Genomic DNA, 23,979 nt, shown 5'->3' on the forward strand with positions numbered 1-23,979 from the left:
CGAAAGCGGTGTGTCAGTCAGTACATCTGGCACTGAACCACCGCATTCGCGAGCAAGCCCGCTCCCACATTTATCAGGTCACATTCCAGACCCAGGTTGTTAATGCAATTTGAGGCGTGGTTCAGTCCCGCGGCCAATCCTGCTGCCCAGCATCAACATCGCCGTGCGAAAGAAGCCATACAGCGCCATCTGGTGCATGCGGTACAGCGACACATAGAACATCCGCGCCAACCAGCCCTCCAGCATCACGCTGCCAGTGAGGTTGCCCATCAAGTTACCCACAGCGGAAAAACGCGACAGCGAAATCAGCGAGCCGTAGTCAGTGTACTTGTAGCTCGGCAGGGCCTTGCCTTCGATGCGCAATTTCAGCGACTTGGCCAGCAATGAAGCCTGCTGGTGAGCCGCCTGGGCTCGTGGCGGTACGTTGCGGTCGGTGCCCGGCTGCGGGCAGGCGGCGCAATCGCCAAAGGCGAAGATGTTCTCGTCACGGGTGGTTTGCAGCGTCGGCAGCACTTGCAGCTGGTTGATGCGGTTGGTTTCCAGGCCATCGATGTCCTTGAGGAAACCCGGTGCGCGAATCCCGGCGGCCCAGACTTTCAGGCTGGCAGGAATCACCTGGCCGCTGCTGGTAATCAGCGCGTCGGCGGTCACTTCGCTGACCGCCGAGTTTGTCAGCACGGTCACGCCGAGCTTCTCCAGGGTTTTATGCACAGGTCCACCGATGCGTTCCGGCAGGGCAGGCAACACCCGTGGGCCGGCTTCGATCAGGGTGATGTGCATATTTTCCGGTTTGATCCGGTCCAGGCCATAGGCCGCCAGTTCATGGGCTGCGTTATGCAGTTCGGCCGCCAGCTCGACGCCTGTGGCGCCGGCACCGACGATAGCCACGCTGATCTGCTCGACAGCATCAGTCTGCCCGGCATGCGCGCGCAGATAGTGGTTGAGCAATTGCTGGTGGAAACGCTCGGCCTGCTTGCGTGTGTCGAGGAACAGGCAGTGCTGCGCTGCGCCTTCGGTGCCGAAGTCGTTGGTGGTGCTGCCGACGGCGATCACCAGGCTGTCATAGTCCAGTACGCGCGCGGGCACCAGTTCGCGGCCTTCTTCATCGAGGGTGGCGGCCAGCTGGATTTTCTTCTGTTCACGATCAAGCCCGCTCATGCGGCCCAGCTGGAACTCGAAGTGGTTCCATTTGGCTTGGGCGACATAATTGAGTTCGTCTTCCGAAGAGTTCAGCGAGCCGGCGGCCACTTCGTGCAGCAGGGGCTTCCAGATGTGGGTCAGGTTGGTGTCCACCAGCGTGATGCTGGCGGTGCCGCGCTTGCCCAGAGTCTTACCCAGGCGGGTAGCCAACTCCAGGCCGCCGGCGCCGCCGCCGACGATAATAATACGATGGGTCATGGGGGTATCTCGCAAGGCTAAAAGAAATCGGAGCAGTTACCCCCGCGAGCGCCAGGCAGCTCATAGCGTCAGGTAACTCAAAAGGCGGCTCAACAGACCGAGGCCGATCACTGCAACCAGCACCACGCCGAGGAGCAGCCACGGCCGGAAAGGCTTGCGCTCGACTCGGTTCTGGGAGAGTTGCAGGTACTCTTCGACATGCTGTTGGTCATCGGGGTTCAGGCGGCTGGTCATAAAGGCCTCGTCAGGTAGACGTTGCAAAAGGGCGCCACGTTACAGTCCGGGGGCTCAGAGGCTGATGCCCACGTCGAACACTATGCTGCGGCCCAGGTTGTTGCGCAAGAAATCCGGCGCGTCGGGGTGAGCGAACAGCACCCGTGCAAACGTTGGCCCCACCAGCGACAGCGAGCGCCAGCCCTGGCGCAGGTATTCCGTCGGCGGTGGGAAGTGGCTGTTGAGGTCGAGCACTTCGCGCTTGAGGCTGGTGAAGGCGATGAGATCCAGCTCGCCCAGGTCCATGCCGCGTTCTTTATAGTTGTGCGCCTTTTTGCGCAGCGTCGGCGCCAGGCGCAACAGGAATTCATGGGCCGGGATCCGCCGCGGCTTGGCTTCACGGCGCACCAGTTGGCTGAGGGAGAACGCGCTGCGTCGGCGCAGCAACTCGTCGCGCCATTCGTCGTTCAGGCGCCGGCCTTCATCCAGTACAAAAAATACTTCGAAGCTGGCGTCGCGAAACAGCACGTCCGGCGGCTCTTGCCCGGCGGCGTGGAACTCTTCAACGCGGTAGGGCACATTCAAGCCTTGCAGCAGGCGTTGGCAGACCCAACGCTCACGCTCCCATTTGCGGGCATTGGACAAAAACGCGTTGGCTTGTTCGGCCGCTACCGTGAGCAGGCGCAAGTAATCTGAGTCATCCATGCTTGCAGCTTAGCGTTCAAATGATGACCGCAGGAAGTCCCGTTGCATAAGCTCGGTGTAGACTGCCTACTCGACCGTTATTCAAGCATGGGGGCCGCCGTGATCAGTGCTGCAGTGCTCGCACCACAAACCCTTGGCCTTGGCTGGCTGTTATTTGTGCCTGTGGTGGTGTGGGCGATTTTGCGTTCGCCGTGGGTCGAGCTGTTCGCCGACCGACGGCGCCAGCATTTGCTGTTCGGCACGGTGTTCGCACTGTTCATGCTCTGGTTGGTACGCAGGGATTTCGATACCGGGGTGTCCTACCATTTCATCGGCATGACCGCCGTGACCCTGCTGCTGGATTGGCCCCTGGCCATTGTCGGTGGCTTTGCCGCCCAGCTCGGCTTGATGCTGCTGGGGCGCCAGGATCTGGCCGCGCTTGGCGTCAACGGCCTGCTGCTGATCGTGTTGCCGGTGCTGGTCACTGAAGGCTGCGCGCTGCTGGTGGAGCGCGCACAGCCTCGCAACCCCTTTGTGTATATCTTCTGCTCCGGTTTTTTCGCCGCCGCCCTGTCAGCCTTGCTCTGTCTGCTACTCGGGCTGGGCTTGCTGTGGTTCGACGGACGTTTCGCCATGCCGGAATGGCTGGAAGACTTTGTCGGTTACCTATGGCTGATCATCTTTCCCGAAGCCTTTATCAACGGCATGGTCATCAGCGCCCTGGTAGTGTTTTGCCCTGAATGGCTGGAGACCTTCAACCGTACCCGCTACCTCTCGGCGCCCTGGAATGACGACGATTCGCGGCGTTGACCCAGATCAAATCCTATCGGCACGCGCAGGCCCATGCTCTGCGAAATTTTCCAGGAGCACGAATCATGAGTGTGTATGAGTGGGCACGGCAGGAGTTGCGCAGAAGCCAGGACGCAGCGCAGGAAATCGGTTTTGACCCCGGCTTGACCCTGCGCGCCATGCTCAGCGCGGTGGTGCAGCAGAGCAAGGGCGTGCGCAGTTTCGAAGACCTGGCCGACGAGCTGCAATACCTTGCAGAAAACCTCGACGACCAGCAGGAATACGCCTTTATGCGGCCTTAGCGGCGCGGCGTCAGGTCTTCGGAAAACAGCTCGTCCTCGGCATCCGGCGCCACGGGAATCTTGTGTTCCTCAGCCGCCCAGGCGCCCAGGTCGATGAGTTTGCAACGGTCCGAGCAGAACGGCCGGTTGAGGTTGGTCGCTGTCCATTCCACGGGTGCGCCGCAGGTTGGGCAGTCGACGGTCAAGGGTTGGCTCATGATCGGCCTCCACGCAAAGTAAGGTAAAAGTGGTGCAGTCGCTCGACCTCGCTGTGCAGCCAGGCGAGGTCCTTGTCGTTGACCAGCACGTCATCGGCATGGCTCAGGCGCTCTTCGCGGCTCGATTGGGCCTTGAGGATCGCCTGCACCTGCTGCTCGCTGATGCCATCGCGCTGCAGGGTACGCTGAATCTGCAGCGATTGCGGCACGTCGATCACCAGGATGCGCTGGGTCATGCTGTGCTGGCCGGACTCGATCAGCAGCGGCGACACCAGGATCGCGTAAGGCGACTGCGCGCGCGCCAGGTGGCTGCGAATCTCTTCGCCAATCAACGGGTGCAGCAAGCCTTCCAGCCAGCGGCGCTCTTCGGGGATTTCAAAGATCAGCTTGCGCAACGCCGCGCGGTCCAGTTGGCCGTCAGGCTGCAGCACGCTTGCGCCAAAATGCTCGGCAATGCGTGCCAGTGCCGGCCGGCCAGGCTCGACGACCCAGCGGGCGGCGTGGTCGGCGTCCACCAGGTCGACACCCAGGTCGATAAAGTGTTGCGCCGCCGCGCTTTTGCCGCTGCCGATGCCGCCAGTGAGGCCAAGAATCCAGGGTGTTGCAACAGAAGTGGTCATCTGAAACCGACAGACTGCAAATAGAAGTCGGTTATTTGACCACCCCAGAGCAATGCAATCCAGCCGGCAATTGCCAGATAAGGACCGAACGGCATCGGGGTCGACGCTTCGGTCTTGCGCAGGCGCATCAGGATCAGCCCGACAAACACCCCCAGCAATGAAGACATCAGCAGGGTCATCGGCAGGATCTGCCAGCCGCCCCAGGCACCCAGCAGGGCCAGTAACTTGAAGTCTCCATGGCCCATACCGTCCTTGCCGGTGGCGAGTTTGAACAGCCAGAACACTGTCCATAGGCTCATATAGCCGATCACTGCACCCCACAGCGCATCGGGCAGTGTCACCAGCAACTCGAAACTGTTGAGGACCAGCCCCAGCCACATCAGCGGCAGTACCAGCACATCCGGCAGTAGTTGGTGGTCCGCATCGATCAGGCTCATGGCCAGCAGGCCCCAGGTCAGCAGCATCACCGCTGCCGTTGGCCAGCCAAAACCGAAGTGCCAGGCAACCACGGCCGAAAGCAGCGCGCAGGCCAGTTCGGTGCAGGGGTAGCGTGCACTGATCGGCTCACGGCAATGAGCGCAGCGCCCCCTGAGGAGCAGGAAGCTCAACAGCGGGATGTTTTCCCAGGGACGAATCGGCTGACTGCAATGCGGGCAGCAGGAGTTGGGGTGCATCAGGTTGTAGGTCGGGCCGGGTGGCTCGGTCGGCAGGCCGAGGACTTCCTGGGCCTGGGCGCGCCATTCGCGTTCGAGCATTTTCGGCAGGCGCCACACCAGCACGTTGAGAAAGCTGCCGACGATCAGGCCCAGCACCAGCGCCATGCCGATAAAGGCCCAAGGGTGTTCGCTCAGCAGCAAGCTCAAAATGCCGACCCCAACTGGAAGACTGGCAGGTACATTGCGATCACCAGCGCACCGACAATCCCTCCCAATATGACCATGATCAGCGGTTCCATCAGGCTGGTGAGGTGGTCGACCAGTGTGTCCACGTCAGCCTCATAGTGGTTTGCCACCTTTTCCAGCATGCGGTCCAACGTGCCGGACTCTTCGCCGATAACGGTCATCTGGATCGCCATGGCTGGAAACAGGCCGCTGGTGGTCATGGATTGATTCAACTGAATACCTGTGGATACATCGTCGCGCAGGCGCTCGATGGCTTGTCTGAATGGCCCGTTGCCGACGGCGCAGGCGACCGAGTCCAATGCCTGCACCAGGGGGACGCCTGCACTGAACGTAGTCGAGAGTGTGCGAGCGTAGCGGGCGACGGCGGACTTTTTCAACAGTGTGCCTGCCAGGGGCGCTTTCAACAAACCGGCTTGCAGCCGGTGGCGAAACCCTGGGGACACACGATAGGCCCGGCGCAGCCCGGCCACTGCCGTGCCCAGGCCGAGTGCGAGCAGCCACCAGGCGTTGCGCAGGAATTCCGACAGGGCAATGACCACCTGGGTAAAGCCGGGCAATTTGCCGCCGCTGCCGGCGAACAGGGTCTGGAACTGTGGCACGACGTGCACCAGCAGCAACGTGCTGACTACGCCGGCGACCACCAGCACAGCCGCTGGGTAGGTCATGGCTTTTTTGATCCGCGCCTTGAGCTGCTGGGTTTTCTCCAGGTGCAGCGCCACGCGTTCCAACAGGGTTTCCAGGGCGCCTGCCTGCTCGCCCGCGGCAATCAGGTTGCAGTACAACGCATCGAAATGGCGCGGCTGTTTACGCAGTGCCGTGGCCAGGTTGCTGCCGCCGGCGATCTCCTGTTTCAAGCTTTTGATCAGCACCTGCATGCGCCGGTTTTCGCAGCCCTCTGCGAGGATGTCGAGGGCTTGCAGCAGCGCAATTCCGGCTTTCAGCAGCGTCGCCAACTGTCGGGTGAAGAGGGCGATGTCGGCGGATTTGATCGGTGGGGCGAGGTCTGGAAAAACACGGGAGCGCTGGCGCACACGCTCGGGGCAGATGCCTTGTTGGCGCAGTTGCGCCTTGATCAGCGCAGGGTTGTGGCCGACGGTTTGCCCGGACACCCTGTGCCCTTTGCGGTTGATGCCTTCCCAAGCGTAGATCGTTGACGCGTTGTCCATGTCACTGTTCCGCATGCCGGTGGTGGAGAATTTATAGCGTAGTCAGGTGACGGATTCGGGCACGCGGGTGGTGCACGATAAAATGTCAGAATGTGCGTCTTGGATACGATTGGCCGCTCGAGGGTGAGTACACTGGCGCGGCTGCACACTACGGGGCGCAGGATGCGCCTTGTCATAGGTTCTATTCTGGAGAGTGAATGTGATGCGTCAGAAAGGCTTTACCCTGATCGAGTTGTTGATCGTCGTGGCAATCATTGGCATTTTGGCCACCATCGGCCTGCCGATGTACACCACGCACCAGGCCAAGGCCAAGTTCACGGCGGGGCTGGCGGAAATCACCGCGTTGAAGGCCGGTTACGAGGACGTCTTCAATCAAGGCACCGTGCCGACCCTCCCCCTGATCGGTGGCACCAGCCCGACCGCCAACTGCAAGATCGATGTGGCGGGGGATGTGGCCACGGGCACCGGTTCCATCAGTTGCGAAATCCTCGACGCCCCGGCGCCGGTGCTGGGCAAGACCATCACGTTGACCCGTGATGCGACCAAGGGCTGGAAGTGTGTTACCAGCGCTGAAGCAAAATACGTTGCCAAGGGCTGTGGCGCCGACGGCGCGTAACGACCCAACCATCCACACGGACGTAGAGGTGGACGATGGTCTTTTCCATACGGCAGCGCGGTAACGTTTTCCTGGTGCTGGCGGTGTGCCTGCTGGTGCTGGGGATCTGTGTGCCGTTCGGCGGTCATGATCTTCAGCGCACGATCCAGATTGCCCTGGCGCTGCTCGCGCTGCTGTATGGTCTGTCGGTCAACCACGGGCCGTGGCTGGATCGGCCCGCCGCCATAGGCCTGGCGCTGGTGATCGCGCTGGGGATGATTTCCTCGGGGCTGGCGCACCAACCGCTCTGGGCGTTCACCGAGGTGGCACTGTTTATCAGTTGCGGCCTGATTGCCGTGGCGTTTGCCGCGGTGCGCCGCGAGGGGGGGGAGCGCCTGGATCGTGTGCTGATCCTGATCGTGGTGCTGCTGTGCCTGGTCAAGTCGGCCCAGTACCTGTATGCCGGCATGCTGGCGTTTACCAGTGGCCAGCGCCTGCTGGACCCGGATCTGCTGCTGTCAGGCTTCTCCAACAAACGTTTCTACGGTCAATTTCAGACCTTCACGCTGCCGTTGCTGGCGCTTCCCTTGCTGTTGCCCACGCTCTCTCGCCCAGTGCGCGCTGCGGTGTTGGCGTTGCTGTGCGTATGGTGGTTGATCGCAATCAGCGGCGGTACGCGCGGTACTTGGCTGGGCTTGGGCACGGCCGGGGTGCTGCTGGCGGCGCTGGGGCCAGGAGGGCGGCGCTGGGTGGCCTGGCAACTAGCGGCGGCGGGCGGCGGGTTGCTGCTGTACTGGCTGCTGTTCACGGGGCTGGCGGGCTACTTGGGGATCGAGTTGTCCAGCGGTGCCGGCGATCGTCTCACCACGTCGCTGTCTGGGCGTGGGCCGATCTGGTGGCAGGCCTGGCATATGATCGTCGAGCGGCCTTGGCTGGGGTTCGGGCCGATGCAGTTTGCTGATATTCCCAACGTGATTGCGGCCCATCCCCATCAGGCGATTCTGCAATGGGCCAGCGAGTGGGGTGTGCCATCAACCCTGGTTGTCATTGCGCTGGCCTGGCGTGGCGGTTGGGCCACGCTCGGTGTACTGCGTGAACGTGGGTTGTCGACCCAGCGTGTGGATTTGTTGCGTCTGTGCCTGTTCGCGGCCTTGGTCGCTGCGCTGGTGCAGTCGATGGTCGATGGAGTGATCGTGATGCCCATCTCGCAACTGTGGCTGGCACTGGTGGTGGGTTGGCTGCTGGCGCTGCATCCGCGAGTGCCGGGCGGTGCCGCGCTGCCGATGGTCGCGGGTGTATGGACGGTGCTGAGTGTCGTGGCCGTTGGTCTGCTGATATTTGTTGCTGCACGTGATGTACCGCACATCACGCAGGCGCAGCAGCGCTACATCAATGCGACCCATAACCACCTGCAGCCACGCTTCTGGGCCCAGGGGGTAATCGCGCTGCCACGTCCGTGAGTTGCCGGACACCCGATGCGGTGCTAGCTTTAGCCCACCGCCCGTGTAGCTCAGTTGGTAGAGCAGCGCACTCGTAACGCGAAGGTCGCAGGTTCGATTCCTGTCTCGGGCAAAAAGGCAGCACTGTTTTCAGATGATCCCAAGAATGGTTCTGAAGGCCAGACGAGTCGGTATTCACGCCCGCTCTTTTGTATCTGCGAGACCTTGATGACCCAGATGCATCCCCATTCCTCGATCTAAGAGAACGACATGACCACGACTGAAATGACCCAGGAAGTTCGGCACGCCAAAGCCCTCGAAAAATACATCGAGGAGTCGCCGCAGCTTAAAGAAGAGATCAAGGATTTGAGCGCTGATGACCGGCGTGATCAGATCCAGTGGGCATTCGAGGATGAGGCCGAGAGCCAGGGCCTGCAGCCTTGGGAATTGACCCTCAAGTACACCTCGACACCGGAAGAGTTCGAAGATGCACGCTTGGCCTTGCACAAGGAGGCGGCCGAAGTGTTGGGCGTCGAATGGGAAGAATACTGCGAGATGAATAATCTGGTGGTCTGAGCCGAGCGTGTTGTGGCGAGGCAGCAAGCCCCCTCGCCACAACAGCAAGCTGGTGCCTGGCCTCAGATACTGAGGCGCATCGATAGATCCACCGCCTTCACGTCCTTGGTCATCGCGCCGATGGAGATGTAGTCCACACCGGTTTGCGCGATAGGCAGCAACGTACTTTCATTGATCCCGCCACTGGCCTCCAGCTTGGCCTTGCCGGCATTCAGACGAACGGCTTCACGCATATCGTCCAGGCTCAGTTCGTCGAGCATGATGATGTCGGCGCCTGCCCCCAGCGCTTCACGCAACTCTTCCAGGCTTTCCACTTCGATTTCCACCGGTTTGCCCGGGGCGATCTTGTGCGCGGCAGTAATGGCCTGGGCGATGCCACCACAGGCGGCGATATGGTTTTCCTTGATCAGGAACGCGTCATACAAACCGATGCGGTGGTTGTGGCAGCCGCCACAGGTGACTGCGTATTTCTGCGCCAGGCGCAGGCCAGGCAGAGTCTTGCGGGTGTCCAGCAGCTTGACCTGGGTGCTCGCGACAAAATCCGCCAGGAACCGGGCACGCGTCGCCACGCCTGACAGCAGTTGCAAGAAATTCAGTGCGCTGCGTTCGCCGCTGAGCAGCGAGCGTGCGGGGCCTTCGAGATGGAACAGCGCCTGGTTGGGGCTGACACGCTCACCGTCGGCCACCTGCCAGTGCACCGCAACCCGTGGGTCCAGCTGGCGGAACACGGCATCTACCCAGGCTGTGCCGGCAATCACCGCCGCATCACGGGTAATGATGGTGGCCTTGGCCAGCCGCTCGGCCGGGATCAACTGCGCGGTGATGTCGCCGCTGCCGATGTCTTCGAGCAGCGCGCGGCGCACGTTGGCTTCGATTTCGGCGGTGAGGTCGGCAAGACGGAGATTCGGCATAACAGGCTCCACAAACAAAGTGCCCCGATTATAGGGGCAGTGTGCGCCCGAACCCAGAACCCACCGCTCAATTGCTGCCAAATGACAGAGTTCGCTGGCGCAACTGCCCCTCTTTGCAAGATAATCTCGCGCCTTGCAATTGGCGTCATAGCTTTGACGTCTTGGTGATGACTGGAATCGCGCAGCGCCCGCCCCATCATTCCCCAACAGACACCGCCGTATCAGGAGGCCAGGATGCACTATGACGGAAAGGTGGTGCCCATTAGCAAGGCACACACCACGCCATCGCCGCTCGCGCGCTTGCCGGTGGTGTTGCTGCAGGTTCGCGACAAGGCGGCGCAGCAGTTGCAGCAGGGCTTGCAGGAGTTGTTCGATAACGCCGACGACACCCTGTTCGAGATGGCCGACAAGGCGCGCAACAACCTCGATCACCACATTTTTTTTGAAGCCATGCGCGACTTGCGCCTCAAGCGCAAGAATTTCGAGCGTGTGTTCATGGAGCAGCTGTTCGCGGCCTTCGCCAACCTGGGCCTGGCCGGGCAGGGGGAGCGGCAGTTGGTGCCGGTGGTGTCCTACGACGCAGTGCCGGGGACGTCCAGCGATGAGTTGGAAAAAGCCGTGGCACTGGAGGCCATGTTGGGGCGGGTGCGACACCGCGACGGCCTGGCCCTGGGCCAACTGACGGCGCGCTTGAGCGCCTTGCTGGACAAGTGCCTGGATGAGCGCGAAAACCCGCTGGGGCCTGCGCTGTTATGTGAGTTCTTCCTGCGGGCGGGGCGCAGCCTTGGCGTGGAGATCCGCGTCAAGCTGATCATGCTCAAGCTGTTTGAAAAATACGTGCTCAGCGACGCCGACCAACTGTACGGCGAAGCCAACCGATTGCTGGTTGCCACCGGCGTATTGCCTGAACTCAAGGCCGCACCGTCGCGGCGTCCCGGCGGGCGAACGGCCCGTGAGGGCTTGCGTGAAGACAGCGTGCCGAACGCTGATCCGCCGCTCGATGAGAACGGCCAGCAAGCGTTTGCCGCCCTGCAGGCATTGCTCAAGGCCGTGCGTGGCGGCGTGGCGCCCACCCTGGAAGCCAGCGCCGAACCACAACCGATCGCCACCCGCGACCTGTTGCGGCTGCTGTCCCATTTGCAGCAGTACGTGCCTGCGTCAGAAACCGAAGATGATGTCGACCTGCGCAACCAGCTTGGGCAACTGCTGACCCGGGTCAGCGTCAAGAGTGGCAAGTCCCGGGTGGTGGAAGTTGCGGACGAAGACGTGATCAACCTGATCGCCATGTTGTTCGAGTTCATTCGCAAGGACTGCAATCTGCCGGACCCCTTCAAGGCGTTGATCGCGCGATTGCAGATCCCGCTGCTGAAAGTCGCGGTGCTGGATAAAAGCTTTTTCAGCCGCGCCAGCCATCCGGCGCGGCGGCTGCTCAATGAAATCGCCGCTGTTGCCCTGGGCTGGAGCCCTCGCGAAGATTATTCGCGTGACTACCTCTACCTGCGTATCGAGCAGGTAGTGCAGCGTCTGCTGAATGATTTTGTGGAAGACCCGGCGATTTTTTCCCAACTGCTCGTAGAGTTCACGGCTTTTACCGCCGATGAGCAACGTCGCAGCGAGCTGGTCGAGCAACACACCCGCGATGCCGAAGACACGCGCGTACGCACCGACGCCGCCCGCCAGCGGGTGGCCGATGTGCTTAATCGTCGGCTGCTGGGCAAGACCTTGCCGCAAGCCGTGGTGCAATTCCTGCAACAGGCCTGGAGCCAGGTGCTGTTGCTGGCCAGCCTCAAGCATGGCGAGCAGTCGGTGCAGTGGCTGGCAGCGTTGCGCACCATGGACGATTTGATCTGGAGCGTGGGCCTGCAGGACGACACCGAGGCCGGGCGGCATCTGCTGGCGCGGCTGCCGGGATTGCTCAAGGCTCTGCGCGACGGTCTGACCAGCGCGGCGTTCGACCCGTTCAGCACCCGTGAATTCTTCATCCGCCTCCAAGCGTTGCACGTGCAGCCACTGGACGGCGTCGAAACCTTGAGCGTTGTGCGCGAGCCCTTTGTATTTAGTGCCGAGTTGCCCGACGCCGCCGAGGATTTGCCGAGTGACGATCCCGACCTGATCAACGCCTACCAGACGCGCATCGGTGACTGGATCGAGTTCCAGGACGGCGCGGACACCGTGCAGCGTTGCAAGCTGACGACGATCGTCGCGCCGGCCAATCGCTACGTGTTCATCAACCGCACCGGGCTCAAGGTGCTGGAGCAGCGTGTGGGGCAATTGGCGCTTGGATTCAAGCGTGGCAACTTGCGCAGGCTTGACGACGGGTTGCTGTTCGACCGGGCGCTGGCCTCGGTGCTGGGCCACCTGCGTCAACTCAATCGCGCCAAGGCATCGCAACCATAGGCTTGAACGCGGCATACTGGTCACACTTTGTCACGCTCAAGGACCCTGTATGCAGTTGGACCCCCTCAGCGGTTGGTGCAAGGGCATCCGTCATTGCCCTTCGCCCAACTTCAACGAGCGCCCTGCCGGCGAAATCTCGCTGTTGGTGGTGCATAACATCAGCCTGCCACCTGCGCAGTTTGCCACCGGCAAGGTGCAGGAGTTTTTCCAGAATCGCCTGGATGTCACGGAACATCCCTACTTTGAAGGGATTGCCGACCTACGGGTATCTGCGCATTTTCTGATTGAGCGCGACGGAGCGGTGACGCAGTTTGTCGCGTGCGTCGACCGGGCCTGGCATGCCGGTGTCTCGTCGTTCGAAGGGCGTGAGACGTGCAATGACTTTTCCCTTGGCATCGAGTTGGAGGGCACGGATGACTTGCCGTACACCGACGCCCAATATGCGTCGCTGATCGACCTGACCCGTCAATTGCTGGCAGCGTATCCAGGCATCACCCGCCAACGTATTTGTGGTCATAGCGATATAGCGCCGGGGCGCAAGACCGATCCCGGCCCGGCTTTTGATTGGACGCGCTTTCGCAGCGCCTTGCAGGATGGAGGACACGCACAATGAGTTTCCTGGTATTGGTGCTGGCGGTGTGGATCGAGAAGTTCTCGGCCCTGCGCCAACGATTGCAGCGTGATGGCGGCTGGCTGCGCGAGCTGGCCAGGCTGGAATCGAGCCCGCGCATGGGCAAGCGGCCGTGGCTGATCCTGGCCGCGTTGGTGCTGTTGCCGGTGGCCTTGCTGGCATTGTTGCTGCTGGTGCTGGAACCAGTGGCCTACGGCCTGTTGGCGCTGCCGGTGCACTTGCTGGTGGTGATTTACAGCCTGGGGCGAGGCGATCTGTTGGCCGGGCTCGGGCCGTTTCGTGATGCCTGGCGGCGCGGTGATCTGCAAGCCGCCGAACACGTGGCCGAACGTGACCTGCAACTGGGCGCAGACAGTGGCGAGCAACTGCTTGAACGCGTGCAGGGCCACCTGCTGTGGCAGGCCTATCAGAGCTTTTTTGCGGTAATTTTCTGGTATTTCCTGCTGGGCCCGGTCGCCGCGTTGGCCTACCGCCTGTTGGCATTGGCCAACGAACACAGCAAGAACCCGCTGGTGGCCGAGCGCGCCGGGCAACTGCGACATGCTTTTGACTGGTTGCCGGTGCGCTTGCTCGCGGCCAGCTTTGCCCTGGTGGGCAACTTCGTTGCCGTGAGCCGCGTGATGCTCCACGAACTACTGAGCTGGGACATCAGCGCCGCGCAACTGGTGGAAAAAGTCGGCCTGGTGGCCGCGGAAATCCCACCGCCGGTGGTGGGGGCCGACGGCATCAACAGCCTGGACCGCTTGTGGGAACTGCTGCTGCGCGCGGCGGTGCTGTGGTATGCCGGCTTCGCGATCTGGACCGTATTGCCATAAACCCTTGTGGGAGCCGGCTTGCTCCCACATTTGTTTTTGCCGCGCGAAACTCTCGTTAACCTTACGTTACAAAACTCCCTTTCAAATTGAGCTATACAGATGCTGGCGTTCTGCCGTCGCCCTGACCTCAATAAAAATAAAAGAAAGGGAGTTCACCCGTGAAGAGCTTGCTCTATCCCGCCGTTGCGCTGATGAATCGCTTGAGCTTCGGCATGAAGTTCAGCCTGATCAGCGTGCTGTTCCTGCTGCCTATGTTGGCCACCAACTATTATCTGGTGCGCGATTCCTGGCGCGAATTCCAGGGCACCCGCGTCGAACTGCAAAGCCTGGATCTGCTCGGCAGCAGCCTGGCCCTGCGCCGCGACCTGGAAACCCTGAACAATCAGGTGCAAATCAACGCGACCCTTGGCCAATCCGGCAAGGCCGGTGACCTGGAGGGCAAGATCAGCGCGTTGGAGCAGAGTGTGCTGAGCCGCCTGCAAAGCCTCAACGCAATGACCACCGATCCCGAACAAATCGCCGTGTTTGACGGCAAGCGCGACGAGCTGATCGCGGCCTTCAAGGCCCAGCAACAGGAAACCTCGCTGCTGAGCAAAAGCGCGCTGATCGGCAAGCTGCTCAACAAAGCGCAGATGCTCAGCCAGATCATCGCCAGCCAATCCGGCTTGAGCCGCGACCCCCAGGGCGATCTGCGCCAACTCAGCGAGCTGATCACCAGTGTCACCCCACAGGTCACCCAGACCCTGGGTGAAGGTCGGGCGATGGGGGCCTACTCCCTCGGCCAGGGCTTTCTCAATTCATCCTCGAGCACGCGCTTCGACGAACTGCTACAGCAGTTGGAAAAACTCCACGGCGAATACGCCTTGAAGCTGCAAGATGCCCTGGGCTCCAGCAAGGCCGCCCACGCCGCGCTCGACAGCCTGGCCACGGCCAGCAACGCCAGCCTCAAGCACGCCAGCGAGTTGTTTGAAGAACAGGTGGTGATGGCCGAAACCCTCGACGCGCCGTGGCAGGGCTTCTATGACAGCGTCAGCCAGTTGATGGCCCTGACCTACCAGCTGGATGAGGCGACCCTGACGTTCCTCGGGCACCAATTGGAGCAACGCCTGGCGCAAAACCGCACGCATATGGTGGTGCTGGTCGCGGCGCTGACGGCGGTGTTTTTGCTGATCTTCTATTTATATGCGGGCTTCTACGCCTCCACCCGCACCACCCTGCGACGCCTCGGCGCGATGATGGACAAGGTGGCCGCTGGTGACATGACCGTCACCTTCGTTGCCCACAGCCGCGACGAACTCGGTGACCTCGGCCAGGTGTTCAACGGCACCGTGGCAAAAATCCATGACCTGATCGAGCGCGTCGGGCACACCGTCAGCCAGGTGGAGCACCAGGCCGGGCAAGTGGAAACGGTATCGGCCCAGAGCAACCAGGCGGTATCCGGCCAGCGCAGCCAGATCGAACAGGTGGCGACGGCGATGAACCAGATGTCGTCCACCGCCCAGGAAGTGGCGCGCAGTGCGGCGGCGGCGGTCAGCAGTGCCCATAGTGTCAATGATGAAACCGTCAGCGGCCGTGGCCTGGTGCAGTCCCAGCAGGGCAGCATCGCGCGCCTGGCCTCGGAGATCGACCAGTCGGTGCGGGTGATCAACCAACTGGCCACCGACAGCCAATCCATCAGCAGCGTGCTGGAAGTGATCAAAAGCATCGCCGAACAAACCAACCTGCTGGCGCTCAATGCCGCCATCGAGGCGGCGCGGGCCGGTGAACAGGGGCGCGGTTTTGCGGTGGTGGCCGATGAGGTACGTACCCTGGCGCGGCGCACCCAGCATTCCACCGAAGAAATCGAGCAGATGATCAGCCGCTTGCACAGCGGTGTCGCCGCTGCGGTGAAAGCCATGGGCAGCAGCCATGAAATGGCGAATGGCACCGTGGAGCAGTCGGAAAAAGTCCAGCAGGCGCTGGAAAATATCCTAGGCGCCGTAGGAATGATCGTTGATCAGAACCAGCAGATTGCCGCCGCCGTGGAGCAACAGACCGCCGTCGCCCATGACATCGACCAGAACATCGTCGAAATCAATCGCGCCGGTGAACACGCGGCCCAGGGCGCCTATCAGACCGAAACCGCGAGCCGGCAACTGTCGATGCAGGTGATCGAGCTGAAGCAGCTGATCGGGGCGTTTCGTGTGTAAGGTCTTGGTGTAGGGTTTTTCTTTTGGATGTGTGGTGTATGTCCTAATTTGCCTGAGGCTCTTTCCGTGGTGTGTGAGTGGGCGAAACTTCACCTCTCTCACATTCAGGTTTTGGGGACGCACGGCGATGACCACTGCAGTCGGCATCAAAGGGCACTGCGCCCATTGTGACATCACGTTTGAACTCAAGCCTTGGCAGTTGAATGCCATCGCCATCAAGGAACCCTTCGACTGTCCGTATTGCCAGCGGGTCTTGCACCTGAGCTGCCCACGGCAGTTGCGCAAGCTCAGGACGCTGGACCATTGGGCGCTGGTCCACCCGAGCATGATGGTGCTGACCTGCATGGTGCTGATCGTGGCACTGGTGGCGGAGTGGGTCGGGTTGGTCAGCGTGATCGGGCAGCTCAATGTTTCGCTGGTGGTGGTGTTGGTGCATTGCCTGGCATTGCGTTATGCGCGCTACCGGCAGCGGTTGACCCTTAGTCTGGAAGCGGTCAGCCCGGTGCTACCAATGGAACAACTCGCACGCATTGCGTGTGCTCGCCTCAGCCAGCAATAAGGGGCTGATGCCCATCCGCTCGGCCAGGGCGTGGCAAATCTGGGGTAGATGCTCCGGGCTGTTGCGCTGGCCCGGATACATCACGGGCGCCATGTCCGGGGCATCGGTCTCCAGCACCACGCTGTCCAGCGGCAACTGTGCCAGCACCTTATGCATGCGCAGCGCCTGGGGCCAGGTGGCCGCGCCGCCCAGGCCCAGTTTGAAGCCCAGCTTGATGTACTCGCGGGCTTCCTCCCGGCTGCCGGCGAAGGCATGGATGATGCCGCCCCGTGGCAGGCGGATGCGCTTGAGGGTGGCGATCACCGCGGCATGGCTGCGGCGTACGTGCAAAAGCGCCGGCAGCTGGAAGTCCACCGCCAGCTTGAGCTGGGCTTCAAACAGGCTTTGCTGGCGCTCGCGATCCAGTTGTTCGAGGAAGTAATCCAGGCCGATCTCGCCCACCGCACACAGTTGCCGATGGCCGTGCAGGCGCGTGAGCCAATCGCCCAGTTCGGTCAGGTCGGCGGGGCGGTGGTCATCGAGATACACCGGGTGCAGGCCAAAGGCTGCGAACAGGCCTTCATCCTCCAGCACCAGATCCCACAACCGCTGCCAATTCTGCTGATACACCCCCAGCAGCACCATGCGCCGCACGCCAAGTGCACGGCTGTGGGCGAGGACGGCGCGGCGATCCTTGTCGAACTCCGCGAAGTCCAGGTGGGTGTGGGTGTCGATCAGCTCCACGCTCAAGCCTCGCGGATACGCTGCTTGAACGTGCGGCCGATGGCGTGCACGCCCGGCTGGTACTGCTGCTCTTCAATCGCCGCCAGGGCCAGTTTCAGCGCGGTCTCGGCGATCAATGGGTGTTGCTGGGCCATGGCGTTGACCGGCAGCGGCAGGAAGTCCAGCAGTTGCGTATCGCCAAAGGTGCCCAGGCGCAGCGGGCGCGACTTCAACGGGAAGTCATGCAACGCGTCAAACACACCTTGCAGCAGCACGTAGGAGGTTGTTACCAGCGCGTCAGGCAAATGCCCCAGGCGTTGCAGTAATTGCTCCATCAGCTGTCGGCCACAGTCACGACTGAACGACTCGCCGTGTTCGATGATCACCTCGCCGCTGAAACCCTGCAGCGCTTCACGGAAGCCGGCGGCCCGCTCCTGGCTGATGCTCAGTTCGGGCCGCGCACCGATCAGTGCGATCTGCTTGGGCAGCGGTTGCAGCAGGCTGCCGGTCAGGTGCTGGCAGGCCCGGCGGTCGTCGCTGACCACCGAGCAGAAATCCGCAGTGTCCATCACCCGGTCGATGGCGATCACGGGTAGGCCCTTGGCTTGCAGTTCGCGGTAGCTGTCGTCGCCGGCTGGCAGGCAACTGGCGACAAACAGCGCATCGCAACGGCGGGCGCGAAACAGTTGCAGCAACTGGCGTTCGCTGTCGGCATCATCGTCGGAGCTGGCGATCAACAGTTGATAGCCACGCGCCCGTGCGCCTTGCTCCAGCAGCTTGGCGATGCGTGCGTAACTGGGGTTTTCCAGGTCGGGCAGGATAAAACCCAAGGTGCGCGTATGCCGACTGCGCAACCCGGCAGCCTGGGGGTTGGGCGTAAAGCCATGGGCGTCAACCACGGCCCGCACACGCTCGACGGTGGCGTTGCTGATCCGTTGTTGTTCGGCCTTGCCATTGATGACGTAGCTGGCGGTGGTCACGGACACACCGGCCAGACGTGCAATATCACTGAGTTTCAAACCGGGATTTCCTTGTTTTTTGGAGCGTGCCCCGACATTTTGTCCAATCGTAACCGATTACTGCACACGACCAATGTCCAAGCTCAAGTGCCGAGTGGTTCTTCAAGGATGCTCAATTAACGCGTAATCTGCCATAAATTCTAGATTAAACGTTTCAGCAAGCGTATTTTTACGATCTTCGCTACTGAGTGGCTACTGCCAATTGACTACTCAGTCAGCTATTTTGAAGCGCTATTACCCTGTTTATTCAAAACAATACCTAGTGCGCCCATCGCACTAACTAGGAGAACGGCATGCTTGAGCTCACCCACGAGCAGATTTCCATGGGCCAGGTGGCTGTGGATAAATCTGCAGCCTTGCACCTGCTCGCTGAAAAACTGGTGGCCGACGGCCTGGTCGCCGAGGGTTATCTCAGTGGCTTGCAGGCCCGTGAAGCCCAGGGCTCGACCTTTCTCGGCCAAGGTATTGCGATCCCCCACGGCACCCCCGAAACCCGCGACCAGGTGTTCGCCACTGGCGTGCGCCTGCTGCAGTTCCCCGAAGGGGTGGACTGGGGCGACGGCCAGATCGTCTACCTGGCGATTGGCATCGCGGCCAAATCCGATGAACACCTGCGCCTGTTGCAACTGCTGACCCGGGCCCTCGGTGAGACCGACCTCGGCCAGGCACTGCGCCGTGCCGGTACGGCGCAAGCCTTGCTCAAACTGCTGCAAGGCGCGCCCCAGGAACTGGCGCTGGACGCCCAGATGATCAGCCTGGGCGTGTCCGCCGACGATTTTGAAGAGCTGGTGTGGCGCGGCGCACGCCTATTGCGCCAGGCCGATTGTGTGAACAACGGTTTCGCCGCGGTGCTGCAGCAGGTTGATGCGCTGCCCCTGGGCGACGGCCTGTGGTGGCTGCACAGCGAGCAGACGGTCAAGCGTCCGGGCCTGGCGTTTGTCACCCCGGACAAACCGATGCGCTACCTCGGCCAGCCGCTCAACGGCCTGTTCTGCCTGGCCAGCCTCGGCGAAGCCCACCAAGCCTTGCTCGAGCGCCTGTGCGCCTTGCTGATCGAAGGTCGCGGCCAGGAGCTGGGCCGCGCCACCAGCAGCCGCGCCGTCCTCGAAGTCCTCGGCGGTGAACTGCCGCCAGACTGGCCCAACGCCCGCATCACCCTGGCCAACGCCCATGGCCTGCATGCCCGCCCGGCAAAGATCCTCGCGCAACTGGCGAAAAGTTTTGAAGGCGACATCCGCGTGCGCATCGTTGATGGCCCCGTCGGCGCGGTGTCGGTCAAAAGCCTGAGCAAACTGCTGAGCCTCGGTGCTCGTCGCGGCCAGGTGCTGGAATTTGTTGCCGAGCCGACGATTGCCGGCGATGCGCTGCCGGCGTTGCTGGCGGCGGTCGAAGCGGGCCTCGGCGAAGAGGTTGAGCCGCTGCCGACCGTGCGCGCGCCACTGGCTGCTGTCGAGGTCGAACCGGTGCTCAGTGCGCCGTCCAGCGGCAGTCAGATCCAGGCCATCGCCGCCGCGCCGGGCATTGCCATCGGCCCGGCGCATATCCAGGTTCAGCAGGTGTTCGACTACCCGCTGCGCGGCGAATCTTCGGCCATCGAGCGCCAGCGCCTGCAAGATGCCCTGGCCGATGTGCGTCGCGACATTCAAGGCTTGATCGAGCGCAGCCAATCCAAGGCCATCCGCGAGATTTTCATCACCCACCAGGAAATGCTCGACGACCCGGAACTCACCGATGAAGTCGACACCCGCCTCAAGCAGGGCGAAAGCGCCGAAGCGGCGTGGATGAGCGTGATCGAAGCCGCCGCCAAACAGCAGGAGTCGCTGCAGGACGCCTTGCTCGCCGAGCGCGCCGCCGACCTGCGTGACATCGGCCGCCGTGTGCTGGCGCAACTGTGCGGCGTCGAAACCGCCAGGGAGCCGAACGAGCCCTACATTCTGGTGATGGACGAAGTCGGCCCCTCCGATGTGGCGCGGCTTGATCCGGCGCGCGTCGCCGGCATCCTCACTGCCCGTGGCGGCGCGACCGCCCACAGCGCCATCGTCGCCCGCGCCCTGGGGATTCCGGCGCTGGTCGGCGCCGGTGCCGGCGTGTTGCTGCTGGCCGCCGGCACGCCGCTGCTGTTGGATGGCCAGCGTGGTCGCCTGCATGTGGACGCCGACGCCGCCACCCTGCAACGTGCCACCGTCGAGCGCGACACCCGCGAACAACGCCTGCAAGCCGCCGCCGCCCAGCGCCATGAACCGGCACTGACCCGCGACGGCCACGCCGTGGAAGTGTTCGCCAACATCGGCGAAAGCGCCGGTGTGGCCAGCGCGGTGGAGCAGGGCGCCGAAGGCATTGGCCTGCTGCGCACCGAATTGATCTTCATGGCTCACCCGCAAGCACCGGACGAAGCCACCCAGGAAGCCGAATACCGCCGTGTACTCGACGGCCTCGGCGGGCGTCCGCTGGTGGTACGCACCCTTGATGTGGGCGGCGACAAACCGTTGCCGTACTGGCCGATTGCCGAAGAAGAAAACCCCTTCCTCGGCGTGCGCGGCATTCGCCTGACCTTGCAACGTCCGCAGATCATGGAAGCGCAACTCAGGGCACTGTTGCGTTCGGCCGACAACCGTCCGCTGCGCATCATGTTCCCCATGGTCGGCAGCGTCGACGAATGGCGCGCCGCCCGCGACATGACCGAGCGCCTGCGCCTGGAAATCCCGGTGGCCGACCTGCAACTGGGGATCATGATCGAAGTACCGTCCGCCGCCTTGCTCGCGCCGGTGCTGGCCAAGGAAGTCGACTTCTTCAGCGTCGGCACCAATGACCTGACCCAATACACCCTGGCCATCGATCGCGGCCACCCGACCCTGTCGGCCCAGGCCGATGGCCTGCACCCGGCGGTGCTGCAACTGATCGACATCACCGTGCGTGCGGCCCATGCCCATGGCAAATGGGTCGGCGTGTGCGGCGAGCTGGCGGCGGACCCGTTGGCGGTGCCGGTGCTGATCGGCCTGGGGGTGGATGAGTTGAGCGTATCGGCGCGCAGCATTGCCGAAGTGAAGGCGCGGGTGCGTGAATTCAGTCTGAGCGAGGCCCAGGGCCTGGCGCAAAAAGCGCTTGCGGTGGGTTCGCCCGCCGAAGTGCGTGCCCTTGTGGAGGCCGTGTAAATGGCAAGGATTCTGACCCTGACGCTGAACCCGGCGTTGGACCTGACGGTGCGCCTGGCGCGCCTGGAACCGGGCGAAGTCAATCGCAGTGATAACGTGCTGACCCACGCCGCTGGCAAGGGCGTGAATGTGGCGCAGGTGTTGGCCGACCTGGGGCATTCGGTAAGCGTGGGCGGTTTCCTCGGCGAGGCAAATCCCCAGGCATTCAACGCCCTGATCGCCCGCCGTGGTTTTGGTGATGCGTTTATCCGCGTGGCGGGTGAAACCCGCAGCAATATCAAGATCGCCGAACAGGACGGCCGGATCACTGACATCAACGCACCGGGGCCGTTTGTGGATGAGCGGGCGCAAAAGGAACTGCTCAAGATGGTCGAGATCATCGGCCCTGAATTCGATGCGGTGGTGGTCGCTGGCAGTTTGCCGCGCGGTGTCAGCCCACAGTGGTTTCACGGTTTGCTGGTAACCCTGAAAAACCTCGGTTTGAAAGTTGCCCTCGACACCAGCGGCGAAGCGTTGCGCGCCGGTTTGCAGGCGGGCCCGTGGTTGGTCAAACCCAACACCGAGGAACTGGCCGAGGCGCTGGGCAACGCCAGCGATGCCATCAGCCAATTGCATCGATTGGGCGTGGAACACGTGGTGGTGTCCGATGGTGCGGCCGGTGTGAACTGGTACCGCCCTGGCACCGCGCTGCATGCCACGCCGCCCAAGGTCACTGTCGCCAGTACCGTGGGCGCGGGCGACTCGCTACTCGCCGGGATGCTCCACGGTTTGCTCAGTGGCGACACACCCGAGCAGACCCTGCGCCGCGCCACGGCGATTGCTGCGATGGCGGTGACACAGATCGGTTTTGGCATCAGCGATGACGCGCAGCTGGCGCATCTCGAAAGCGGCGTCGATGTACGCGCGCTGACAGAACAATAAGAGGGTTTTTCATGAAGTTAGCCATTGTTACTGCCTGCCCCAACGGCATGGTCACCAGTGTGCTGTGCGCCCGCTTGTTGGACGCCGCCGCGCAACGCCAGGGCTGGAGCACCAGCGTCGAAGTGGTCGACGTGCAGCGCCCGGAACGCCAGTTGTCCCAAGCGATCATCGACGATGCCGAGTGGGTGCTGCTGGTCAGCAGCGCGCCGGTGGACATGCAGCGGTTCGTCGGCAAGCGTGTGTTCCAGAGCACGCCGGCCCAGGCGCTGGCGGATGTCGAGGCGGTGTTGCGCCGGGGTGCCGAAGAGGCGGTGGTGTATGTTGCCGCTGAACAGGCCACGCCGAATGCGCCACGCATCGTCGCGGTCACCGCGTGCCCAACCGGCGTGGCCCACACGTTCATGGCCGCCGAGGCCTTGCAGCAAACCGCCACGCGCCTGGGTTATGACCTGCAGGTCGAGACTCAAGGCTCGGTGGGCGCCCGCACGCCGTTGAGCCCGGAGGCCATCGCCAATGCCGATGTGGTGTTGTTGGCCGCCGACATCGAAGTCGCCACCGAGCGCTTCGCCGGCAAGAAGATCTACCGTTGCGGCACCGGCATTGCCCTCAAGCAGTCCGAGTCGATTCTGAACAAGGCCCTGGCCGAAGGCGTGGTGGAAAGCAACGCCAGCGCGACGGTTGCCAAGTCGGAAAAGACCGGGGTGTACAAGCACCTGCTCACCGGCGTGTCGTTCATGTTGCCGATGGTGGTGGCGGGCGGGTTGTTGATCGCGTTGTCGTTTGTGTTCGGTATCCACGCGTTTGAACAGGAAGGCACGCTGGCTGCCGCGCTGAAAACCGTCGGCGACCGCGCCTTCATGCTGATGGTGCCGTTGCTCGCGGGCTACATCGCCTACTCGATTGCCGACCGTCCCGGCATCGCCCCCGGCATGATCGGCGGCCTGCTGGCAGGCACCTTGGGCGCCGGTTTTATCGGCGGGATTTTCGCTGGTTTCCTCGCGGGGTATTGCGTCAAGCTGATCACCCGTGCGGTGAAATTGCCCCAGAGCCTGGAGGCGCTCAAGCCGATCCTGATCATCCCGCTGCTGGCGAGCCTGTTCACCGGCCTGGCGATGATCTACCTGGTCGGCCCGCCGGTGGCGCGCATGCTGGTGGGCCTGACCGATTTTCTCAGCACCATGGGCACTACCAATGCGGTGCTGCTGGGCATCCTGCTCGGCGGCATGATGTGTGTCGACTTGGGGGGGCCGATCAACAAGGCGGCGTATGCGTTTTCCGTCGGCCTGCTGGCCGCCCACAGCGGTGCACCGATGGCCGCGACCATGGCTGCCGGCATGGTGCCGCCGATTGGCATGGGCATCGCTACGTTCCTGGCGCGGCGCAAGTTTGCCCAGACCGAACGCGAGGCAGGCAAGGCGGCGATGATCCTGGGCATGTGCTTTATCTCCGAAGGCGCGATCCCGTTTGCCGCCAAGGACCCGCTGCGCGTGATCCCGGCGAGCATGGCCGGTGGCGCGTTGACCGGCGCGTTGTCGATGTATTTCGGCTGCGTACTGGCGGCGCCCCACGGTGGGTTGTTTGTGTTGATCATCCCGAATGCGATGAACCATGCGTTGCTGTATTTGCTGGCGATTGTGGCGGGGAGTGTGTTGACTGGGTTGGTGTATGCGGTGATCAAGCGGCCGGAAGTGGTCGAGTTGTCGGTCGCACCTGTTAAAGCCTGACGCATTCTAAAACGGTGGGAGCGGGCTTGCTCGCGAAGGCGGTGGGTCAGTCAAAGATGTTCTAACTGACCCACCGCC

The 23,979-nt window shown here is 62.5% G+C and carries 23 protein-coding genes and 1 tRNA gene; 14 read left to right on the forward strand and 10 right to left on the reverse strand.

Features of this window, described 5'->3' with window-relative positions; genetic code table 11:
- Positions 1-99 precede the first annotated feature (99 nt).
- Genes OPU96_RS28315 through OPU96_RS28325 form a run of 3 tightly spaced genes read right to left on the reverse strand, consistent with a single transcriptional unit; the run spans position 100 to position 2,316 of the window.
- Positions 100-1,398 carry an NAD(P)/FAD-dependent oxidoreductase gene (locus tag OPU96_RS28315; RefSeq protein ID WP_192297744.1) on the reverse strand — a complete coding sequence of 433 codons (1,299 nt, stop codon included), beginning with the start codon at positions 1,396-1,398 and terminating at the stop codon, positions 100-102.
- A gap of 60 nt (positions 1,399-1,458) precedes the next feature.
- On the reverse strand, positions 1,459-1,632 hold the full coding sequence (locus OPU96_RS28320; protein ID WP_064450648.1) for a DUF3094 family protein: 174 nt from the start codon (positions 1,630-1,632) through the stop codon (positions 1,459-1,461).
- A gap of 54 nt (positions 1,633-1,686) precedes the next feature.
- The gene (locus OPU96_RS28325) at positions 1,687-2,316 is read right to left on the reverse strand and encodes a DUF1780 domain-containing protein (protein WP_003188431.1); all 630 of its coding nucleotides are present in this window, start codon (positions 2,314-2,316) and stop codon (positions 1,687-1,689) included.
- Positions 2,317-2,415: 99 nt separating this feature from the next.
- On the opposite strand from OPU96_RS28325, the gene OPU96_RS28330 reads away from it, so the two are divergent.
- Together OPU96_RS28330 and OPU96_RS28335 are read left to right on the forward strand one after the other, a co-directional pair.
- A complete protein-coding gene (locus tag OPU96_RS28330; RefSeq protein WP_192297840.1) occupies positions 2,416-3,105 on the forward strand; it encodes an energy-coupling factor ABC transporter permease in 690 nt (229 codons plus the stop codon).
- 65 nt (positions 3,106-3,170) lie between these two features.
- Positions 3,171-3,386: a hypothetical protein gene (locus OPU96_RS28335; RefSeq protein WP_003171680.1), complete on the forward strand. Its 216-nt coding sequence runs from the start codon at positions 3,171-3,173 to the stop codon at positions 3,384-3,386.
- On the opposite strand, the gene yacG is transcribed toward OPU96_RS28335, so the two are convergent.
- The 4 genes from yacG to OPU96_RS28355 are packed head-to-tail and all read right to left on the reverse strand — an operon-like array spanning position 3,383 to position 6,271.
- The gene (gene yacG / locus OPU96_RS28340; protein WP_498560151.1) at positions 3,383-3,583 is read right to left on the reverse strand and encodes a DNA gyrase inhibitor YacG; all 201 of its coding nucleotides are present in this window, start codon (positions 3,581-3,583) and stop codon (positions 3,383-3,385) included. The two genes, OPU96_RS28335 and yacG, sit on opposite strands and share 4 nt — an antisense overlap.
- Positions 3,580-4,203 carry a dephospho-CoA kinase gene (coaE, locus tag OPU96_RS28345; RefSeq protein ID WP_305392053.1) on the reverse strand — a complete coding sequence of 208 codons (624 nt, stop codon included), beginning with the start codon at positions 4,201-4,203 and terminating at the stop codon, positions 3,580-3,582. The genes yacG and coaE overlap by 4 nt, the downstream gene beginning before the upstream one ends.
- The gene (locus OPU96_RS28350) at positions 4,200-5,066 is read right to left on the reverse strand and encodes a prepilin peptidase (RefSeq protein ID WP_498560152.1); all 867 of its coding nucleotides are present in this window, start codon (positions 5,064-5,066) and stop codon (positions 4,200-4,202) included. Before OPU96_RS28350 ends, coaE begins: the two co-directional genes overlap by 4 nt.
- The gene (locus OPU96_RS28355; RefSeq protein ID WP_498560153.1) at positions 5,063-6,271 is read right to left on the reverse strand and encodes a type II secretion system F family protein; all 1,209 of its coding nucleotides are present in this window, start codon (positions 6,269-6,271) and stop codon (positions 5,063-5,065) included. Before OPU96_RS28355 ends, OPU96_RS28350 begins: the two co-directional genes overlap by 4 nt.
- A 202-nt stretch (positions 6,272-6,473) precedes the next feature.
- On the opposite strand from OPU96_RS28355, the gene OPU96_RS28360 reads away from it, so the two are divergent.
- From OPU96_RS28360 to OPU96_RS28375, 4 genes are all read left to right on the forward strand, one after another.
- The gene (locus OPU96_RS28360; protein WP_230412800.1) at positions 6,474-6,887 is read left to right on the forward strand and encodes a pilin; all 414 of its coding nucleotides are present in this window, start codon (positions 6,474-6,476) and stop codon (positions 6,885-6,887) included.
- Positions 6,888-6,922: 35 nt separating this feature from the next.
- On the forward strand, positions 6,923-8,326 hold the full coding sequence (locus OPU96_RS28365) for an O-antigen ligase family protein (RefSeq protein WP_498560154.1): 1,404 nt from the start codon (positions 6,923-6,925) through the stop codon (positions 8,324-8,326).
- 39 nt (positions 8,327-8,365) lie between these two features.
- A tRNA-Thr gene (locus OPU96_RS28370) sits at positions 8,366-8,438 on the forward strand.
- Positions 8,439-8,575: 137 nt separating this feature from the next.
- Complete coding sequence (locus tag OPU96_RS28375) at positions 8,576-8,881, forward strand: DUF6388 family protein (protein WP_226456518.1); 306 nt, start codon at positions 8,576-8,578, stop codon at positions 8,879-8,881.
- A 62-nt stretch (positions 8,882-8,943) separates the two neighbouring features.
- On the opposite strand, the gene nadC is transcribed toward OPU96_RS28375, so the two are convergent.
- The gene (nadC, locus tag OPU96_RS28380) at positions 8,944-9,792 is read right to left on the reverse strand and encodes a carboxylating nicotinate-nucleotide diphosphorylase (RefSeq protein WP_498560155.1); all 849 of its coding nucleotides are present in this window, start codon (positions 9,790-9,792) and stop codon (positions 8,944-8,946) included.
- A 234-nt stretch (positions 9,793-10,026) separates the two neighbouring features.
- Here nadC and OPU96_RS28385 point away from each other — a divergent pair, with 234 nt between their 5' ends.
- The 5 genes from OPU96_RS28385 (at position 10,027) to OPU96_RS28405 (ending at position 16,383) form a co-directional block, all read left to right on the forward strand.
- Complete coding sequence (locus OPU96_RS28385) at positions 10,027-12,189, forward strand: DUF1631 domain-containing protein (RefSeq protein ID WP_226456515.1); 2,163 nt, start codon at positions 10,027-10,029, stop codon at positions 12,187-12,189.
- Between the two features lie 49 nt (positions 12,190-12,238).
- Positions 12,239-12,802, forward strand: coding sequence for a 1,6-anhydro-N-acetylmuramyl-L-alanine amidase AmpD (gene ampD / locus OPU96_RS28390; protein WP_192297736.1), 564 nt, complete (start codon positions 12,239-12,241; stop codon positions 12,800-12,802).
- Entirely contained in the window at positions 12,799-13,635 is an 837-nt protein-coding gene (gene ampE, locus OPU96_RS28395; RefSeq protein WP_192297735.1) for a regulatory signaling modulator protein AmpE, read from the forward strand. Before ampD ends, ampE begins: the two co-directional genes overlap by 4 nt.
- 1,484 nt (positions 13,636-15,119) lie before the next feature.
- The gene (locus OPU96_RS28400; RefSeq protein ID WP_370694906.1) at positions 15,120-15,824 is read left to right on the forward strand and encodes a methyl-accepting chemotaxis protein; all 705 of its coding nucleotides are present in this window, start codon (positions 15,120-15,122) and stop codon (positions 15,822-15,824) included.
- Positions 15,825-15,951: 127 nt separating this feature from the next.
- Positions 15,952-16,383 carry a hypothetical protein gene (locus tag OPU96_RS28405; protein ID WP_226456511.1) on the forward strand — a complete coding sequence of 144 codons (432 nt, stop codon included), beginning with the start codon at positions 15,952-15,954 and terminating at the stop codon, positions 16,381-16,383.
- Here the strand turns inward: OPU96_RS28405 and OPU96_RS28410 are convergent.
- On the reverse strand, positions 16,330-17,106 hold the full coding sequence (locus OPU96_RS28410; protein ID WP_305392059.1) for a TatD family hydrolase: 777 nt from the start codon (positions 17,104-17,106) through the stop codon (positions 16,330-16,332). The genes OPU96_RS28405 and OPU96_RS28410 overlap by 54 nt on opposite strands.
- A gap of 2 nt (positions 17,107-17,108) precedes the next feature.
- Positions 17,109-18,104 (reverse strand): catabolite repressor/activator, encoded by a 996-nt coding sequence (gene cra, locus OPU96_RS28415; protein ID WP_498560156.1) that lies wholly within the window; start codon positions 18,102-18,104, stop codon positions 17,109-17,111.
- Positions 18,105-18,397: 293 nt separating this feature from the next.
- On the opposite strand from cra, the gene ptsP reads away from it, so the two are divergent.
- The 3 genes from ptsP to OPU96_RS28430 are packed head-to-tail and all read left to right on the forward strand — an operon-like array spanning position 18,398 to position 23,901.
- The gene (ptsP, locus tag OPU96_RS28420) at positions 18,398-21,256 is read left to right on the forward strand and encodes a phosphoenolpyruvate--protein phosphotransferase (RefSeq protein WP_498560157.1); all 2,859 of its coding nucleotides are present in this window, start codon (positions 18,398-18,400) and stop codon (positions 21,254-21,256) included.
- Positions 21,257-22,177: a 1-phosphofructokinase gene (pfkB, locus tag OPU96_RS28425; protein WP_305392061.1), complete on the forward strand. Its 921-nt coding sequence runs from the start codon at positions 21,257-21,259 to the stop codon at positions 22,175-22,177. It abuts the gene before it with no gap.
- A gap of 11 nt (positions 22,178-22,188) precedes the next feature.
- Positions 22,189-23,901, forward strand: a complete 1,713-nt coding sequence (locus OPU96_RS28430; RefSeq protein ID WP_498560158.1) for a PTS fructose-like transporter subunit IIB — start codon at positions 22,189-22,191, stop codon at positions 23,899-23,901.
- Positions 23,902-23,979: the final 78 nt, after the last annotated feature.

The sequence above is a fragment of the Pseudomonas sp. RP-B7 genome (genome assembly GCF_059803535.1).